This window comes from Thermosulfuriphilus sp. (assembly GCF_054026695.1).
In genome coordinates this window covers 1-15,860 of the sequence record NZ_JBPMLP010000043.1, presented here as the reverse complement: position 1 = coordinate 15,860, position 15,860 = coordinate 1, and the positions used below count along the sequence as shown (strand labels likewise).

Sequence of the window (15,860 nt, the reverse complement as noted above, 5' to 3'; positions counted from 1 at the left end):
AGTCTCTGCTATAGTTCCTGGTCATGCTCAAGTTGCTCATCTTTGACTGTGATGGAGTCTTATTTGATTCTCGAGAGGCCAACAGGGCCTATTATAACCGTATCCGGGAGGAATTTTCGCTTCCTCCCCTGGACGAAGAAGAACTTGAATACGTCCACATGCATGCGGCTGAGGATTCGGTCCGCTACATATTCCGTAAGCATCCGCATCTGCTTAAGCCCGCTCTTTCTTTCCAGAGGCGGCTTGATTATGCCGAGTTCCTTCCCCTTTTGACTATGGAGCCTGGGCTCAAGGAGCTTATTGCTTCGGTCAGACCCCCTTTGAAGACAGCCATCTCCACCAACCGTTCAACCACCATGCCGGCCCTAAGAAGGATTTTTAGCCTTGATGCCCTCTTTGATCTCATTGTCTGTGCCCTCGATGTCCGCAGGCCCAAACCTGATCCTGAGGGAGTCCAAAAAATCCTCAAACGTTTTGCTGTTCGGCCGGAGGAGGCCCTCTATATCGGAGATACCCAGGTCGATGAGGCCGTGGCCCGGGCTGCCAGGATTACCCTTGTGGCCTATAAAAATCCGGCCCTATCTGCCGCCTATTATGTCTCCTCTTTTGAAGAGCTGGGGGTAATTGTCAAAGGCCTTTTAACCTAAAGGCCTTTATTCTTCTCCCGGACAGCGGGCCGAGAGTCTTTCTTTGAGTCGCTCCTTGACAAACTCCGGTACTAGCCCGTCAAGACAACCTCCGAAACGGGCCACCTCCTTGATGATGCTTGAGCTAATAAAGATCCACCGGGCCCCGGGCATGAGAAAAACGGTTTCTATCTCCGGGCAGAGTTTGCGATTCATAAGGGCAATTTGGAATTCATATTCAAAATCCGATACAGCTCGAAGTCCCCGAATGACTGCACAGGCTTCTTTCTCCCGAGCATACTCTACCAGAAGCCCCTGAAAATAATCTACCTCGACCTTTTCTATATGGGAGACCGTATGGCGGATCATCTCCAGTCGTTCTTCAAGACTGAAAAGGGGTTTTTTGGCCGGGTTGAGTCCAATGGCCACGATAAGACGATCAAAGAGGCGGACCGCCCGCTGGATGACGTCTAGGTGTCCGTTGGTGATAGGATCAAAGGTGCCGGGATAAATGGCGATGCGCTCCTTCATTTCTCCTCCTCATAAAACCAGAGCTCAGACTGCCCATAACGTCTTTTATCTTTAAGGACGAGAGGACCTATCCTCTGGGGAGGATGGCAACCTTGTCTTTCTTCCACCACCACCACCCCGCCTGGGGCGAGGAGCCCAGCTTTGGCTACATCCCGTAAAGTTTTTTCTGCCAGCCCTTTTCCGTAAGGGGGCGTGATGGAGATGATTTCAAAAAGGCCCTTGAGGCCTTTCGGAAGCCCCCGGCTTAAATCATGGCTGATGATCTCGGCTAAAACCCCAGTCTTTTTAAGATTTTCCCGAATCAGCCTCAAGGCTTCGGGCCCCTTGTCCACAAAGACTACCCGTTCGGCCCCCCGCGAAGCGGCTTCAAGGCCCACGGCTCCGGTTCCAGAATAAAGATCAAGGAAAGCTCCCTTTCCCCGGCCCTTGGCGGTCAGGATGTCAAAGAGAGCCTTTCTGACTCGATCCGTCATAGGGCGGATGGATGCCCCTGTTGGGCTTAGGAGCCGGAGCCCTTTGAGTTTTCCGGAGGTGATTCTCAAGGTCACAGGCCCCTTTATAACACTGCTTTTGTCCCTGAACAGTCCTTAAAATTTGACCTAATCTACTTTTGACGTAAACTTAATAAATCTTTAGGAGTAGGAAGGATTTCCAATGCGCTATATCAGCACTCGAGGTCAGATTGAACCGATCTCCTTTAAAGAGACTGTCCTTATGGGGCTGGCAGAAGACGGTGGGCTGATCCTCCCAGAGGCCTATCCCGCCCTGGCGGAAGAGACCCTTTCCCGCTGGGCTGGGTTTTCTTACCCTGAGTTGGCCCTAGAGGTCTTTTCCCTCTTCGTGGAGGATATCCCCCGGGAGGAACTCCGACGTTTGGTATTTCAGGCCTATGCCACCTTTGGCCACCCTCAAGTTGTTCCCCTGGTTAGGGTCGGGCCAGTCTATATCCTGGAACTCTTCCATGGTCCCACCTTGGCCTTTAAGGACGTGGCCCTTCAGTTTCTGGGCGGGCTTTTTGAGTATCTCCTCCTGGAAAGAAAGGAGAAGATGAACATTCTGGGAGCCACCTCTGGAGATACAGGTTCGGCGGCCATCTACGGCGTAAGGGGACGGAAGAACATCAACATCTTTATCCTTCATCCTCACGGTCGGGTCTCTCCCATCCAGGCCCTTCAGATGACCACGGTTACCGATTCTAACGTCTTTAACTTGGCCATTGAGGGCACATTTGATGACTGCCAGGCCATCGTCAAGGCCATCTTTGGCGATCTGGAGTTTAAACGTCGCTATCGGCTAGGTGCGGTTAACTCCATTAATTGGGCCCGGGTTATGGCCCAGGTGGTTTATTATATCTGGGCCTGGTTACGGCTGGCAGAAAGAGGCCAGAGGGCGGTTGTTTTCTCAGTACCTACTGGCAACTTTGGAGATATTTTTGCTGGCTACGTGGCCAGGAGAATGTTGGGGGACGATCGCATCCCCTTCCTCATGCTGGCCACCAACGAGAATGACATCCTGACGCGATTCGTAAACCAGGGAGATTATTCTCTGGGAAAGGTGGTCTCCACCATTAGCCCCTCCATGGATATTCAGGTGGCCAGCAACTTTGAACGTTATCTCTATCATCTTCTAGATGATGATCCAGCTCGGGTCAGAAAGGCCATGGAGGCCTTCGCCAGAGAGGGGAGGCTTAAGTTCAACCCCGAGAAAATAGCTCGGGTGCGGCGTGATTTTGCTTCGGTGTCCGTAACCCAGGCCGAAACCAAACAGACTATAAGTTCTTTCTATCAGGAGACTGGCTACATCCTAGATCCTCACACAGCAGTAGGGGTAAGAGCTGGACTCAGCCTCCTTGATCGTGGGCTTCCCATAGTCTGTCTGGCTACCGCCCATCCGGCCAAGTTTCCAGAGGCGGTCATTGAGGCCATCGGTCACCCTCCGCCTGTTCCATCGTCCCTCAAAGGTCTCGAAGATCGCCCCCGGAAGGTAAAGGTCTTGCCGGCAGAGGTTGAAGTCGTCAAAGAGTTTGTGGCCCAAAATGCCTTAATTTAGCCTTTTCCTTGCCTTCCCAAAAGGGGAAGGCCGGCCAGGAGGGAGATAAGAAGCCCAAAGATATCGGCTTGCCAGTCGGTCAGATCAGCTGTCCGCCAGGGGATCTGACCTTGGAGAAGCTCTATCAGGGCCCCGTGAGCTGCTCCAATACCGACCACTAATAGGGCTACCAGATAGGCAGGTTTTTGGGCAAATTGCCAAGAGGCCCACCAGAAAAGAAGCAGGCCCAAAATGAAATAAGAAAGGGCATGGGCCATTTTGTCGTTTCCTCCTGGGGGGCCCAGGGGCAGAAGGGCTATGGCCAGGAGAAAAACCATATAGATAAGGGCTGGTAAAAGCCGTTTGAAACTTTGCCAGGACATTTTTCCTCCCTTTTTAAGGGCCCGTTAGGGACCTGTCTTTTCGTCAAATACCGGGCAAGAGAGATCCGGGCGCCAGTTTTTCATGACAGGGTCATGGTAGTCCTGGTGGCAGGGGAGACAAAGACCGACCCTCAAGATGCGATAGATCTCTTCCTGGTTGAAAGGGCGCAGGTTAGGCCGAGAGAGGTTAGTAAGAGGCCTGCCCCTGACATCTACTAAGGCCTGGAGGGAATGGTTGAGACCAAGATCGACTCCGGTCTCCGCCGGCCAGAAGCGGATCTTCCCCCCTTCAAAGCCGATGTTTCCAGGGCCTAGCCCCACGGTTTTGGGAGATTGATGACACTCCGGACAGCTCCTTCCCTTCTTTTGGGTAGAATGAGGATCCATAAAAGACCAGGTTAACCTACTAAAGGTCTTCTTGAGCTTTCCCTGCCTGTCCAGCAGGGAGACAAAGTCCTGTCATCCTGGGACAAGGATCTTAATCTTTTCTCCGTGGACCCCAAGGGTGGGTTCTCGATAACGCATGTAGGAACGGAACTCTTCCCAGAGGCCCCTGGTTTCTTTGACGGCGATCTTATCCAGTTGGGTTTCAGAGAGGTCCCGGCGGACGTGGCAACCAAAGCACTGGGGAACGTAATGGCTGTGGCAGGCCTGACAGGTGAGACGCCGGTGTTCCTTGCTCAGGCAGACCTCCTTGGGAGGATCAAGGGGATGGAGCTTTCCGTCAAGTTTGCCTCTAAGGACTAGGCGTCCTTGGTGATCCTTTTCCACATTTTTGGCTTTCCGACCCTTGCGGCTTAGGCCCTCTCCCCCATGACACATCTCACAGCTTATCTCTACCTGTTCTTCAAAGTGGGCATAGTAATTTCCATCCCCCATGATCTCTTCTCGCAGATGGCAGTCGATGCAGACCATACCGGCCTGAAAGTGGACATCTGGAGGAATACGGATTACCGAGCGGCCATCTACGAGATCCGCCCGGGGGAGACCTTCATCGTAAGGAACTCCATAGCCTTCGGCCTCGATCATTCCCTGATAGGTGAGGCCAATGCGGCCACTACGGTTATGACAACGGACACAGGCCTCAAGGGAGACCTTTCGAATGATCTGGGGATGGGGTTTTTCTCCCTTTTTAGGGGGAGTCTTGGGTTTTTCGTTATGACAGGCGGTACAGCCACCGCCTTTTTCGGCCAAAAAAGAGGGCAGCTCGCCTCTTTTCATCCAGAGATGGCAGGTGCCGCAAAGCTTGCGGAAGTAGTCAAGGGCCAGAGAATTTTGATCGGATTGAAGGAGTTTCTCTACGGTGAGGTCTTCATTGGGGTCGTCCGTCTCTCCCCAGTAGTAACGTAAGGTGGCAATGATTCCCCTGTTGGTAGCCATGAGGGCCTTTTTCAGATTGGGGACGTCCTGAGGGTGGCAACCTTGGCGGCCGCAGGTCTTCTCTGCCCAGGCGAGCTCTCCGGGGTTTTTGACCATTCCCTGATGGGCCCGCCACTTCTCAGAGGCCAAAGGATTGCCCAGATGACATTCTGCGCATCCGACTACCCCGGCCCCATGGGCCTTGTCGGGTTGCTCCTGATGACAGGAAAGGCACATATCCACCTGACCGCTCGTCAGCAGATAGACCTTATCAGCCCGCTCTCTCAGGAGTTCGTAAGCCACTGTGGCCAACACCAGGATGATCAAAAGGAATGGAAGGAGCCAATCCTTCATCGGATCTCTCCACTCAAGGTGAGGACAAGATAACTTAAGGACCAGAGTCCTAAAACAATCCAGGCTGGCCTGGGGGCCCGGGAAAAAAGGATAAGGGCCACGATGGGGGTGGCCGGATAGAGGATCCCTGCCACAAAAGGAGGCAGGATCCTTAAAAGCTCCTGAACCCCCAGGAAAAACCAGGGTCCTTTAATAAGTGTAGCTCCGGTGTCCATCTCCAGAGGAGCAGCCAGGCCTAGGGCTGGGATTCCCGCCAGAATCAGGGCCAACAAAAGCTCCGAGGAGCCCAAACGGCTTCGGAAGTGATACCAGAGGCTGCCACCAAAGATAAGAAGAAAAAGAAGCACATGGGCAGTATAGGTTCGGATAAGGCCAGAGTGTTCCAGATCAAAGACCAGGGCGTTGAAAAGACGTCCGGCCCAGGGGAGGGCCAGGGCTAGGTGCTCGGCAATGGTTCCTGCAGCCTGGCCAGTCTGATCCTCGCGGAGGACGTATCCGGTAAAGAGGGCCAAAAGGGCCCCGGGAACAAGCAATACCAGAGCTGTCCAGTCCCTGAGACGCCGCCTTACAAAGGCTTTAGTGATCAGGGATTCAAACAAGTGCCAGAGCAGTAGCAAAAAGAAGACCTGGCTTGACCAGAAGTGGAGCCCCCGAAAGAAGCGCCCAAATGGCACGACCGTATCTATCCCTACTACAGAGACAAAGGCCTGATTAGGATAGAAGTGATAGGCCACCAAGATACCGGAGATCCCGGAGATGATGAGGCAAGCTGTAGTCAAGTGGGCTACTAATGGGTTTACCTTAAGCTGGTATCTCCACCACATAACGATCCTTCTTTTTCTCCACCACCAGTCTCGTGAGGTCTTTTTTGGCCGGTCCGGAGATGTAGCGACCGTTCAACTCAAAGCGACTCTGATGACAAGGGCAGACAAAGAGATTTTTCTCTGGTTGATAAGAGACAGGACAGCCCAGATGAGGGCATCTTCTAAGGAGGGCTAGAGGCCCTTTGGGGGTCTCCAAGAGAAAAAACTCCTTCTCTACATAGATGGCCCCGGGTTTAAGGTTGGCCTTTACCTCTTTGAGGTGTGGGGGTCGAGGAAGGCGATAGAGAACAAAGGGGACCGTGGGCAGGCCTAAAGAGCCTAAAGCCAGAATCTTCAGGAGTTTCCGACGAATCATGTCCCCTTTAGTAACCCAAAAAGTCTTCCTCGACCAGGAGGAGATAAAAATAACATCCTAACGATTAGCATCTTATCTCTTGCAAGGAGGCGCTTTTTTGGTTAGTTGGAGCTTTAAAAAATCTTTGGTTCAAGGAGTGGGGATGAGGGTTCTGATAGTGGTAGATATGCTTAATGACTTTGTTGACGAGAGAGGGGCCCTTTACTGTGGGCCTCCGGCCAGGGCCATCATAGATTTTGTGGCCCAAAAGATTGCCGAGTTCAGAGGCCGCAAGGAGCCTATTATCTATCTTAAAGACGCCCACGTGCCCGATGATCGGGAGTTTGAGGCCTTCCCGCCTCACTGTCTCAAGGGATCCTGGGGAGGGGAGATCATTGCCGAGCTGACTCCTGCTCCTGAGGATATCATCGTAGAGAAGACCCGTTTTTCTGGTTTTTTCCGGACTCCTTTAGAGGAAATCCTTAAAAGTCTGGGGGCCAGAGAGCTTCACTTTGTCGGGGTCTGTACCAATATCTGTGTGATGGATACCGTTGGAGATGCCCGCAATCGGGACTATCCGGTGGTCGTCTATCGTGATGGAGTGGCTGATTTTGATCAAGAGGCCCATGAATTCGCCCTCAGGCGTATGGAGCGCATCTACCGGGCCAAGGTGGTTTAGGAATGAAGCCTTGCCCTTCGGCCCTTCTTACTGATCTTTATCAGCTGACCATGGCCGCCTGTTATTTCGAGGAGGGGATGGCCGAGGAGGCTACCTTTTCCCTTTTTGTCCGCAAGCTCCCGGCCAACCGGGCATTTTTGGTAGCTGCTGGTCTTGATGATGCCCTCGATTATCTGGAATCTTTTCGTTTTTCGCCAGAGGATTTAGCCTATCTCGATAGTCTAGGCCTCTTTAAGCCCGATTTTTTGGAATACCTGGAATCGTTGCGCTTCAGCGGTGAGGTCTTTGCCCTCCCTGAGGGAACGATTTTCTTTCCTAATGAGCCGATTATTGAGGTCACGGCCCCAATCATCGAGGCCCAGCTGGTAGAGACCTATCTTTTAAACATCTTTAATATCCAGACCATGGTGGCTACCAAGGCCGTCCGTTGCCGGCTGGCGGCCCCTGAAAAGACCCTGGTTGATTTTGCTGCTCGTAGGACCCAGGGAGCCGATGCCAGCCTGAAGGTAGCTCGGGCCAGTTATTTGGCTGGCTTTGCGGCCACAAGTAATGTTTTGGCCGGAAAGCTCTACGGAATACCGGTGGTAGGCACCATGGCCCATTCCTTCGTTGAGAGCTTTCCTAAAGAAGAAGAGGCCTTTGAGGCCTTTGCTCGCCTCTTTCCAGACCGGACGGTCCTTCTCATCGACACCTATGATACCCTGGCTGGGGCCAGAAAGGCCATCTCCGTGGCCAAAGAACTTGAGGCCCAAGGCTATCGGATGTTGGGGGTCCGTCTTGACTCCGGGGACATCGTCTCTCTAGCCAAAGAGGTCCGTCAGATACTTGATGGATCCGGTCTTCACTACGTGAAGATCTTTGTCAGCGGTGGTCTTGATGAGTTTACCATCAGGGATCTACTTAAGGCTGGAGCCCCTATAGATGCCTTTGGGATAGGAACAAAGATGGGAGTCTCAGCCGACGCCCCCTATCTCGATTCAGCCTATAAACTGGTCCGCTATGGGGAGAGAGCGGTGGCCAAATTTTCTGCTGGTAAGGCCACCTTGGCTGGAGACAAACAGATCTTCAGACGCCTCAAGGGAGACAGCCTCCTGGAAGACTATCTCGGCTTAAGGGAGGAGAGACTTCCAGGGGCCAAGCCCCTTTTAATCCCGGTGATGAAAGGTGGGAAGAGGATCTTTAAAGAAGACTTGGAGACCATAAGATCCCGGATATCCCGCGAGCTTTCCCTCCTTCCGGCCTTCTTAAAGGGTCTTGAAGGTCCCTGGCCTTATTATCCCGTCCATCTTACCAAGGCCCTTAAGGATCTTCAGGAAGAGGTCCGTCGACAATATTTTAAGTAAGTTAAAATTTAGTTTCTTAATTAAAGAAATATCTATTCCCGACCGAATAACTTAAAGACTAAAGTAAAGATGGACCGGGAGGTTAAATAGTGAAGATCTGGCAGAAGATCGGTTTGGGATTTCTGATGGTGGTAGTGGTCAATCTGGCCAACCTCGGCCTTCTTCTCCATCTGGAGAACAAGGTCTTTGAGTATCAAGAAGAGTCGTCCAGGGCCCAAAAAGATGTCCAGAAGCTCATCTATATCAAGGCGGGTCACATTCGCTGGAAGGTCAATGTGCTTTCGGCCCTCCTCAACGAGGAGGTTCCGGAGGTGGAGTTTGATCCTACCAAATGTTCTCTGGGGCGCTTTATGGCCGGCCTTAAGCCCAGGAATGAGGCCGAGGCAAGGCTTTTGTCCTCGCTTAAAGAGGTTCACACTCGGATGCATCTCAATGCTCAGAAGATGGCAGAGATGATCGAAAATGAAGAAGATTTTGAAGACGTTATTGTCCCCTTCTACAATCAGGGCATCAATGCTGTCTCGAAGAAGGTTCTAAAGAAGCTCGATGAGCTGGTGGCCCTTTACAATCAGAGGGCTGAAGAGCTTGAGGCCCGCTCCAACAGCGAGCTTCTCTTTCTGAGGAAGGTCTCTTTGCTGGCCAACGGGCTAGTTGTCATTTTGGCCATTATCTTTGGCCTCTGGGTGACCAGGGCGGTAACCAGGCCTATAAACAAGGTCTCCCAAGGGCTTTCCAGAGTGGCTAAAGGAGATTTTCGTCAGACGATAGAGGTCTCCGGTCGGGATGAGGTGGCCCAGGTGGCCCAAGCTGTAAACGAGATGATCCTTTCTTTAAGACCCCTTATAGAGGGTATTGCCCAGGGTTCAAAGACCATCAGAGAAGAGACGGAGAAGATGGCGTCTTATTCGGAAAGTGCGGCTGAAGGCGGCGAGCGGGCCAGCCGTCGGGCTGACAAAATGCTTTCAGAGATCGAAGGGGTAGTGCAGAGTGTTGAGGAGGAGGCGGCCTCCATCAGCGAGATCTCTTCAGCCATCAAGGAGATCAGCCACAATACCACCCAGGCCAGTCAGATAACCAACGAGGCCGTGGACAAGGCCCAGAGGGCCGGGGAGATCATCAATCGCTTAAGCCAAGTCTCCCAGGATGTTGAAGGAATTATCAAGCTCATCAGCTCTATTGCCGAACAGACCAACCTTTTGGCGCTCAACGCCACCATCGAGGCCGCCCGGGCCGGTGAGGCCGGTAAGGGCTTTGCCGTGGTGGCCGGCGAAGTCAAGGAACTGGCCCGGCAGACGGCCCAGGCCACGGAGGAGATTACAGAGAAAATTCGGGCCATGCAGACCGAAAGCCAGGCGGCGGTCTCTTCCACGGAGGCCATTCTCTCTATTATTGGTCAGATAAACGACATCTCTTCTACCATTGCCGCGGCGGTAGAGGAACAGACAGCGGTTATCTCCGACATAGCGGCCAAGGTGGAGGAGCAGAAGGAAGGGGCCCAGGTGCTTAAAAGCGAGGCCCTTGAGGCCCAGAAGGCCGCCAAAGAGGCTGTCTCGGCGGCAATGGTCAACCTTGAGAACATCAAGAAGCTGGTCCGCCTGGCCGAGGACTTTGAGCAGAGCGTGAGAAGGTTTCAGGTCTGAAGATCGGCGGAGACGAGGTTGATACCGAAATCTCGGGCGAGATCCACAGGGAGGCCATGGACAATTCCTCGACCGTCGGCAATGGTCAGCTTCCGGCGGCGGACATCTTCTACCCAGCGGGGCCGAGCCGCTTCGGCGCGACGGTGGGCGATGAGACGCATCTTTTCCAGCTCTTCCCCATCGGAAGAAAGCCCCTTTAGTTCTCTGAAATCCTGGCGAATGACAGCCTCCACAATAGGGGGTATTCCCCCGTTTTGGACCTTGATGTCGAACATAAGAGCCACGGCCCGTTCAGACCAGAGGCCAAAGCCTTGGGCCATTTGGCCGGCAGCTCTAAAGAGTTCGGCGGCGGCCTCTACCTGGATGGCCTGAAACTCGGGAAGCCTTCCCAGGGTTTTGAAATACCCCCGCCAAGGCTGATAGATCCGAAAACGTTCGTCTTGAATAGATCTTGACCATTCTATCTGCTCCTGCCGATTGAGGCTGAGTACCTCGGAGAAGATTCGATAGTGGTCTCCAAAGACCTCAGCCATCAATTCAGGGTGACGTTCCCTCATCCTTAAAAGGAGCGGAGGAAGGGAGCCTTGACCAAAATTCCACTGAAGGGCCCCGAAAGAGAGGCCTTGACCATCAAAATCACCACTTAGACTAGCAAAGCACTCCGGGGGGAGATCGCCGGTTTCAAAAAGGCCGGTGAGAGCCAGACAACGATAAGCCAGTGGCTGACGATATATTGACGGCTCCGGGATTTCCTCCCCCAAAAGGGCTTGCCAGGTCTGCGGTCCCACCCGACCATCTACCAAAAGACCGTTTGCCTTCTGAAAACGACGGACAGCGGATTCCGTTCCCCCGCCGAAGTCACCATCTATAGGGCCGAGATAAAGGTCTAATTCTTTGAGTTTTTCCTGGATACGAACGACCTCCGGGCCCTTTGAACCTCGACGATAAACTGTCATGCTTCCCCCTTGGGCTATTTGTCTTGATCCGTCCCGCAAGCTCCTTTATGGTCTGGGTTCGATAAGCCAGGCGACCAAGTTGCCGATAGTTAGCTTTCCGGTCACCTTTACCGGGAGACGCCGGTCATCGGCGGTCAGCCAGACGTGGATGTCGCCCCTTCGGCCAAAGACCCCTTCAAAGGGGACCCGGGGGCGGAGGTGGAGGACTTTCTTCCAGCCACCGGTGACCTTTATCTCCTCGTAGCCAACGAACTCCACCGGGACCAAATAAAAACGGCCGCTCGAGAAGGCCGGCACGAGCTTGACCTCCCCTGGTTTTTGGAACTTAAGGTCCTTCAAGAAGACAAAGGCGCTGATTTCATCATAGGCCGGAAACTCAATGGGAACCTCCTTCTTTAAACGGCCGTTCTTAAAGACCCTGGCCCGACCGAGGCGGTAATCAAAAAGATATTCCTTCTTCCGAGAACGTCTTCCCTCGTTTTGATCGATAAGGGTCTTAACAGGATAGGGTGGAGAGCCGCTGAGCTCAGATATCCAGAGATCCCTTACAGGATAAAAGGTATCAAGGAGCCTTGAAGATCGCGCGGTGGCCGTGATTTTAAGCCCTTGCGTGTTTCTTTCTACCAGGATGGAGACCTTTCCGGCCGGAAGCCCAAACCATGTTACCCGATAGACAAGCTTTGAAGGAAAGAAGATCTGATCAACAGACCTTGATGCCTGGGGCCAGAAGAACAACAAGACAATGAGGCCCAGGAGAAATCTCCGGAAATTGAGCACCATAACCACCCCCTCAAGGCCTTATAACATAGGAGTCATAGAAACCGAACCTGCTGGGGATTTCTTTTTCTTGACAAAAGGCCCCTGACAAGGGAAGAGCTTTCAAGGTAGGCCAAGTGGCTTTAAATCCTACAACCAGGAGGGGAACAATGGCTCTAAAGAGGGTCCATGTCTTTATCAGCGGTCGAGTCCAGGGGGTCTTCTACCGGGCCTATACCCAGGATGAGGCCAGACGCTTGGGCCTTCGGGGCTGGGTCCGCAACCTTCCCGATGGCCGGGTAGAGGCCGTCTTTGAAGGGGAGGAGGAAGCTGTGGATCAGATGATAAAATGGTGCCATCGGGGTTCCCCTGGAGCTTTGGTAAGCCAGGTGGAGGTAATAGAGGAACCTTACGGCGGAGAGTTTTCCGATTTTCAGATCCTCTACTGATAAGTTCCACTGGAGAGAGGAGGGGGCTGATGATCAACCAGGATCGCCTGGCTAGGGAGTTTATCCGTTTAGCGACCATAGAAAGTCCTTCTCGCAAAGAGGGTGAACTGGCCCGTTATCTAAAAGGGATCTTTGAATCCCTAGGAGCCAAGGTCTTTTTTGACAACTCAGCTGTCAAAACTGGCTCTGAGGTGGGCAATATGGTGGTCAAGATTCCCCCTGAAGGCGGGGCCAGGATCTTTTTCAACGCCCACCTTGACACTGTCTCGCCGGTTGAAGGGATTAAAGTCATCTTTAAAAATGGAACTTTCTCTTCTGACGGCCGGACGATCTTAGGGGCCGATGACAAGAGTGCCATTGCCGCTCTGATCGAAGCCATACGGACGATAAAAGATCAGGGTTTAGAACATCCTCCCCTAGAGATAGTCTTTACTGTTTGTGAAGAAATTGGCCTTCTGGGGGCCAAAAACTTTGACTGGAGCCTTCTTGAGGCCCGGATGGGCTACGCCCTGGATAATGAGGATGTCTCTGTGCTCATCAATCGGGCTCCCCAGGCTATTCGCTTCCGGGCCCGGATTTTAGGACGTAGCGCCCATGCCGGTCTAGCCCCAGAGAAGGGAATCAATGCCATCAAGCTGGCAGGAGAGGCCCTGACCAAGATGCCTTCTGGACGGATCGATGAAGAGACTACCGCCAATATAGGACTAATCCAGGGAGGGGTGGCTACCAATATTGTCCCCCCGGAGGTGGTCATCGAGGGAGAGGCCCGGAGCCACAACGCCGAACGCCTCCGGCAGACCTGGCAGGCCATGGAGGCAGCTGTTGCTGAGGCATGCCGGCCCCAAGGAGAAGACGGCCGTCCGGACTATCTTTGGGAGATGCAGGAGGACTATCCCCTAATGCAGGTTCCCGAAGATCATCCCGTTGTCCGGCTGGCCCAGGAAGCCGCCCGGAAGATAGATCTTGACCTCAAGATAGAAAAGACCGGAGGGGGGAGCGATGCCAATATCTTCAACGCCCACGGCCGGGCTACGGTCATTCTGGGCACTGGGATGCAGGAGGTCCATACCACCAAGGAATATCTTCGGCTCAGGGATCTAGTTACCGTGACCGAGCTGGTCCTGGAGATTATGGCTGAGGCGAGGAAGGCGGAAGGATAATTCGGGCCCGGGCCCCTTTAGGAGAGCGGTTCTCAAGAAGGAGCTTTCCTCCATGGGCTTCGATGATTTGTCGGCTAATAGTCAATCCCAGGCCGGTACCATCTTTTTTAGTAGTAAAGAAGGGGCTAAAGAGGCGGCTGGCAACCTCTGGTGGGATGCCAGGCCCTTCGTCTTCGATAATGATCTCAGGCTGTTGTTCATCCTTAAGGGAGATGGTTATCCGACCCTGACCATCCATGGCTTCGGCGGCGTTGAGAATCAGGTTCCAAAGCACTTGGCGTATCCTGTCCGGATCTACAAAGGCCTGGACTGAGGAGTCAAGATCAAGGTGAAAATCTATCTGAGGATAAGCCTGACAGACGGCTTCTGTTGTCTCTCTGATGACTCTGGCCAAGGTCACAGAGCGTTGTTCGAGACGCATCTTTCTGGTCCTCTCTAACATCTCTTGGACAATGCGTTCTATCCGTCGGCACTCTCTGACGATTACCTGGGCTCGACGCTTGGCCTCCTCGTCTTTGAGATCCTCAGCGAGCATCATTCCCGCAATCTTGAGGCTGGTGAGGGGATTTTTGATCTCGTGGGCAAAGCTGGCCGCCATGTGAGCGGCGGTGTTCTGCCGTTCGGCCTCAAGAAGCCTCTGTTGATACTCCCGAAGGCGGGTAAGCATCTCATTGAAGGCCCGAGCCAGCTCTTTTATCTCTGAGGGGCCTTCTTCGGGTAGGCGGAGTCCGGTCTCTCCTTGAGAGATGCGTCGGGCATAGTGACAGAGTTTTTCTAGCGGCCGGCCTAAGGACAGCCCCAGGTGGTAGGCCACCGCCAGAGAAAAGAAAAAACCACTAAAGGCTGTATAAAGGACCCCAATGACTAGCTTTTTTTTAAGCCAGTTCAAGAGGGCCTCAGAACTTACCAGAGAGATGATCAGCCGCGAGTCTCCCGGGAGCCTGATCAAAGCCAGGGCCTGACGTAAAGAAGGATTTTCTCCAGGGAGCCTGATAACGGCCTGTTTCCCAGCAAGGATATCTTTTAGGAGCTCTGGGGCCAGCTGGGAAGGGACCCGTCTCATTAAGGTCTGACTGGTGGTGGCCACCAACTTGCCCTTTTCGTCATAGACAAAAATTTCAGCCTCAAGGAGTCCTTTGAGGCGGGGCAGGATCTTGGGCTGAAGTAGGAGGGGATCCTCGGCGATGGCCGCCACGGCCCGGTTTAGCTGGTTGATAAGGGTCATCTCCAGAATCCTTCCGGCAAAGGAGATCACCGTGTAGGAGAAGAAGGCGCAGAGAAAGAGGATGAGGAGCAGGAAATAAACAACGATCCGTTTGATCATGTCCCGGATCTTAGGCCTCCGGCCCCGGGGGTGTCAATTGAAGAAATCTTTAATCCTTAAGGGATGAAGGAGACTACGGTATGGGCGTCTATCTGGGCAAACATATAGGGAACAAAAAGGAGATGAAGCGCAAAGGCCAAGACGATCAAGGCCGGATGGCTACGACCAGCTAGCTTAGCCCGGCTACTCGGCCAGCACCTTCCGCCCCTTAGAAGACAGATAAAATTGTACATTACAAAGCACTCCACAGCAAAAGGAGGGAAACCCAAAAATCCGGGAAGGGGCATCTCAAAAAGTTTGATCTTTCCGACCCAGGGGACGGTATATATCCACTTGGCCTCACTCCAATAGTTCCAGAATTCCCAAAGAAAGCCACAGACAAGGCCGGCAAGCAGGAGAAGATAGAATCTCTGAGGTCTGCCACGCTGCCAGTCCCTAAGAAGGGAATCCCCTCCAAAACGATGGTTAATGGGCTCAAGGAGAAAGATGAAACCTCCCCAGACCAGCGGGAAGAAATAAAGGGGCCAGAGCAGGGGCAGAATGAGGAAGATAAGTCCCAAGATGATAAAGGGGCCATAGAGCCGTTCTGGACGTCTTAGAGGTGAGAGACGGCTCTTGCGGAAAAGCCCCAAGGCTGCCAGAAGTTCATAGGTTTCAAAGAGCCCCGGAAGCACCGTGGCAAAGGAGAGATAGTATCCCAGCCATCTTAAGGGTCTTGAGGAGATGATGTTTACGTAGTGCCAATTCTTAAGAAAGAGATTAAACCATTCAAAGACAAGCCAAAAAAAGACAGACCAAGGTATAAGAAGAAGGAACTCTCGGCGATCTCTGGTGAGCAGAGAATCTCCTCGGAGCCGGAAAACAATGGAATCTGCCAAGAAGATGTAAGACCACCAAGCGATCAAATAAAACCACTGCCGGACAAATTTCTGCCCGGAAAAGAGGAGTAGCTCTCCGGCCAGAAGAATCACCAGGGCTATCGGGCCATAAATAGGCCAGGGATGAGAGGCTTTTGAGGTTCTCATAGTTTCTTGATCCTCAAACGTTTAAAAGTTTATCTGTTTAAGGTCTAACTACCCTATTAGAGACATGCTTAAGTTCTCTCTTAAGAGAG

General features: G+C 52.9%; 18 protein-coding genes. 7 read left to right on the top strand and 11 right to left on the bottom strand.

Translation table 11 applies throughout. From position 1 onward, the window contains the following. The first annotated feature begins 23 nt into the window (after nt 1-23). Nucleotides 24-647, top strand: a complete 624-nt coding sequence (locus tag ACXJJX_RS07195; protein WP_456433621.1) for an HAD family hydrolase — start codon at nt 24-26, stop codon at nt 645-647. A gap of 6 nt (nt 648-653) precedes the next feature. On the opposite strand, the gene coaD is transcribed toward ACXJJX_RS07195, so the two are convergent. Further along, complete coding sequence (gene coaD / locus ACXJJX_RS07190) at nt 654-1,157, bottom strand: pantetheine-phosphate adenylyltransferase (protein WP_456433619.1); 504 nt, start codon at nt 1,155-1,157, stop codon at nt 654-656. Then, nucleotides 1,154-1,705 carry a 16S rRNA (guanine(966)-N(2))-methyltransferase RsmD gene (rsmD, locus tag ACXJJX_RS07185; protein WP_456433617.1) on the bottom strand — a complete coding sequence of 184 codons (552 nt, stop codon included), beginning with the start codon at nt 1,703-1,705 and terminating at the stop codon, nt 1,154-1,156. The genes coaD and rsmD overlap by 4 nt, the downstream gene beginning before the upstream one ends. A 106-nt stretch (nt 1,706-1,811) precedes the next feature. Between rsmD and thrC the strand changes: the two genes are divergently transcribed. Further along, complete coding sequence (thrC, locus tag ACXJJX_RS07180) at nt 1,812-3,206, top strand: threonine synthase (RefSeq protein WP_456433615.1); 1,395 nt, start codon at nt 1,812-1,814, stop codon at nt 3,204-3,206. Here the strand turns inward: thrC and ACXJJX_RS07175 are convergent. The 5 genes from ACXJJX_RS07175 to ACXJJX_RS07155 form a co-directional block, all read right to left on the bottom strand. Further along, nucleotides 3,203-3,568, bottom strand: a complete 366-nt coding sequence (locus tag ACXJJX_RS07175) for a VanZ family protein (protein WP_456433613.1) — start codon at nt 3,566-3,568, stop codon at nt 3,203-3,205. The two genes, thrC and ACXJJX_RS07175, sit on opposite strands and share 4 nt — an antisense overlap. A 24-nt stretch (nt 3,569-3,592) precedes the next feature. Next, on the bottom strand, nt 3,593-3,955 hold the full coding sequence (locus ACXJJX_RS07170; protein WP_456433611.1) for a hypothetical protein: 363 nt from the start codon (nt 3,953-3,955) through the stop codon (nt 3,593-3,595). A 72-nt stretch (nt 3,956-4,027) separates the two neighbouring features. Next, nucleotides 4,028-5,281, bottom strand: a complete 1,254-nt coding sequence (locus ACXJJX_RS07165) for a hypothetical protein (protein ID WP_456433609.1) — start codon at nt 5,279-5,281, stop codon at nt 4,028-4,030. Then, nucleotides 5,278-6,105, bottom strand: a complete 828-nt coding sequence (locus tag ACXJJX_RS07160; protein ID WP_456433607.1) for a cytochrome b N-terminal domain-containing protein — start codon at nt 6,103-6,105, stop codon at nt 5,278-5,280. Before ACXJJX_RS07160 ends, ACXJJX_RS07165 begins: the two co-directional genes overlap by 4 nt. After that, nucleotides 6,083-6,460: a QcrA and Rieske domain-containing protein gene (locus ACXJJX_RS07155; protein ID WP_456433605.1), complete on the bottom strand. Its 378-nt coding sequence runs from the start codon at nt 6,458-6,460 to the stop codon at nt 6,083-6,085. Before ACXJJX_RS07155 ends, ACXJJX_RS07160 begins: the two co-directional genes overlap by 23 nt. A gap of 142 nt (nt 6,461-6,602) precedes the next feature. Here ACXJJX_RS07155 and ACXJJX_RS07150 point away from each other — a divergent pair, with 142 nt between their 5' ends. The 3 genes from ACXJJX_RS07150 (at nt 6,603) to ACXJJX_RS07140 (ending at nt 10,101) form a co-directional block, all read left to right on the top strand. Further along, entirely contained in the window at nt 6,603-7,118 is a 516-nt protein-coding gene (locus ACXJJX_RS07150; RefSeq protein WP_456433603.1) for a cysteine hydrolase family protein, read from the top strand. A gap of 2 nt (nt 7,119-7,120) precedes the next feature. Continuing rightward, nucleotides 7,121-8,461 carry a nicotinate phosphoribosyltransferase gene (locus ACXJJX_RS07145; protein WP_456433601.1) on the top strand — a complete coding sequence of 447 codons (1,341 nt, stop codon included), beginning with the start codon at nt 7,121-7,123 and terminating at the stop codon, nt 8,459-8,461. Nucleotides 8,462-8,550: 89 nt separating this feature from the next. Further along, nucleotides 8,551-10,101: a methyl-accepting chemotaxis protein gene (locus tag ACXJJX_RS07140; protein ID WP_456433599.1), complete on the top strand. Its 1,551-nt coding sequence runs from the start codon at nt 8,551-8,553 to the stop codon at nt 10,099-10,101. Here ACXJJX_RS07140 and ACXJJX_RS07135 read toward each other — a convergent pair. Beyond that, nucleotides 10,092-11,057, bottom strand: a complete 966-nt coding sequence (locus ACXJJX_RS07135; RefSeq protein ID WP_456433597.1) for a peptidoglycan-binding domain-containing protein — start codon at nt 11,055-11,057, stop codon at nt 10,092-10,094. The genes ACXJJX_RS07140 and ACXJJX_RS07135 overlap by 10 nt on opposite strands. Before the next feature lie 45 nt (nt 11,058-11,102). Beyond that, complete coding sequence (locus ACXJJX_RS07130) at nt 11,103-11,837, bottom strand: DUF3108 domain-containing protein (protein WP_456433595.1); 735 nt, start codon at nt 11,835-11,837, stop codon at nt 11,103-11,105. 146 nt (nt 11,838-11,983) lie between these two features. Between ACXJJX_RS07130 and ACXJJX_RS07125 the strand changes: the two genes are divergently transcribed. Both ACXJJX_RS07125 and ACXJJX_RS07120 read left to right on the top strand, forming a co-directional pair. Next, entirely contained in the window at nt 11,984-12,262 is a 279-nt protein-coding gene (locus tag ACXJJX_RS07125) for an acylphosphatase (protein WP_456433593.1), read from the top strand. A 29-nt stretch (nt 12,263-12,291) separates the two neighbouring features. Then, nucleotides 12,292-13,422 (top strand): M20/M25/M40 family metallo-hydrolase, encoded by a 1,131-nt coding sequence (locus tag ACXJJX_RS07120; protein WP_456433591.1) that lies wholly within the window; start codon nt 12,292-12,294, stop codon nt 13,420-13,422. On the opposite strand, the gene ACXJJX_RS07115 is transcribed toward ACXJJX_RS07120, so the two are convergent. Together ACXJJX_RS07115 and ACXJJX_RS07110 are read right to left on the bottom strand one after the other, a co-directional pair. Next, nucleotides 13,391-14,746 (bottom strand): ATP-binding protein, encoded by a 1,356-nt coding sequence (locus ACXJJX_RS07115; protein ID WP_456433589.1) that lies wholly within the window; start codon nt 14,744-14,746, stop codon nt 13,391-13,393. The genes ACXJJX_RS07120 and ACXJJX_RS07115 overlap by 32 nt on opposite strands. Nucleotides 14,747-14,802: 56 nt before the next feature. After that, complete coding sequence (locus ACXJJX_RS07110; RefSeq protein ID WP_456433587.1) at nt 14,803-15,771, bottom strand: hypothetical protein; 969 nt, start codon at nt 15,769-15,771, stop codon at nt 14,803-14,805. Between the last annotated feature and the right edge of the window lie 89 nt (nt 15,772-15,860).

Bases quoted from the DNA above. Each gene is read 5' to 3' on its own strand.
- ACXJJX_RS07110 (WP_456433587.1), bottom strand. From the start codon at position 15,771: ATGAGAACCTCAAAAGCCTCTCATCCCTGGCCTATTTATGGCCCGATA.
- ACXJJX_RS07145 (WP_456433601.1), top strand. From the start codon at position 7,121: ATGAAGCCTTGCCCTTCGGCCCTTCTTACTGATCTTTATCAGCTGACC.
- ACXJJX_RS07165 (WP_456433609.1), bottom strand. From the start codon at position 5,281: ATGAAGGATTGGCTCCTTCCATTCCTTTTGATCATCCTGGTGTTGGCC.
- ACXJJX_RS07115 (WP_456433589.1), bottom strand. From the start codon at position 14,746: ATGATCAAACGGATCGTTGTTTATTTCCTGCTCCTCATCCTCTTTCTC.
- ACXJJX_RS07150 (WP_456433603.1), top strand. From the start codon at position 6,603: ATGAGGGTTCTGATAGTGGTAGATATGCTTAATGACTTTGTTGACGAG.
- ACXJJX_RS07155 (WP_456433605.1), bottom strand. From the start codon at position 6,460: ATGATTCGTCGGAAACTCCTGAAGATTCTGGCTTTAGGCTCTTTAGGC.
- ACXJJX_RS07195 (WP_456433621.1), top strand. From the start codon at position 24: ATGCTCAAGTTGCTCATCTTTGACTGTGATGGAGTCTTATTTGATTCT.
- ACXJJX_RS07135 (WP_456433597.1), bottom strand. From the start codon at position 11,057: ATGACAGTTTATCGTCGAGGTTCAAAGGGCCCGGAGGTCGTTCGTATC.
- ACXJJX_RS07125 (WP_456433593.1), top strand. From the start codon at position 11,984: ATGGCTCTAAAGAGGGTCCATGTCTTTATCAGCGGTCGAGTCCAGGGG.
- ACXJJX_RS07120 (WP_456433591.1), top strand. From the start codon at position 12,292: ATGATCAACCAGGATCGCCTGGCTAGGGAGTTTATCCGTTTAGCGACC.
- coaD (WP_456433619.1), bottom strand. From the start codon at position 1,157: ATGAAGGAGCGCATCGCCATTTATCCCGGCACCTTTGATCCTATCACC.
- ACXJJX_RS07170 (WP_456433611.1), bottom strand. From the start codon at position 3,955: ATGGATCCTCATTCTACCCAAAAGAAGGGAAGGAGCTGTCCGGAGTGT.
- ACXJJX_RS07160 (WP_456433607.1), bottom strand. From the start codon at position 6,105: ATGTGGTGGAGATACCAGCTTAAGGTAAACCCATTAGTAGCCCACTTG.
- thrC (WP_456433615.1), top strand. From the start codon at position 1,812: ATGCGCTATATCAGCACTCGAGGTCAGATTGAACCGATCTCCTTTAAA.
- ACXJJX_RS07175 (WP_456433613.1), bottom strand. From the start codon at position 3,568: ATGTCCTGGCAAAGTTTCAAACGGCTTTTACCAGCCCTTATCTATATG.
- ACXJJX_RS07130 (WP_456433595.1), bottom strand. From the start codon at position 11,837: ATGGTGCTCAATTTCCGGAGATTTCTCCTGGGCCTCATTGTCTTGTTG.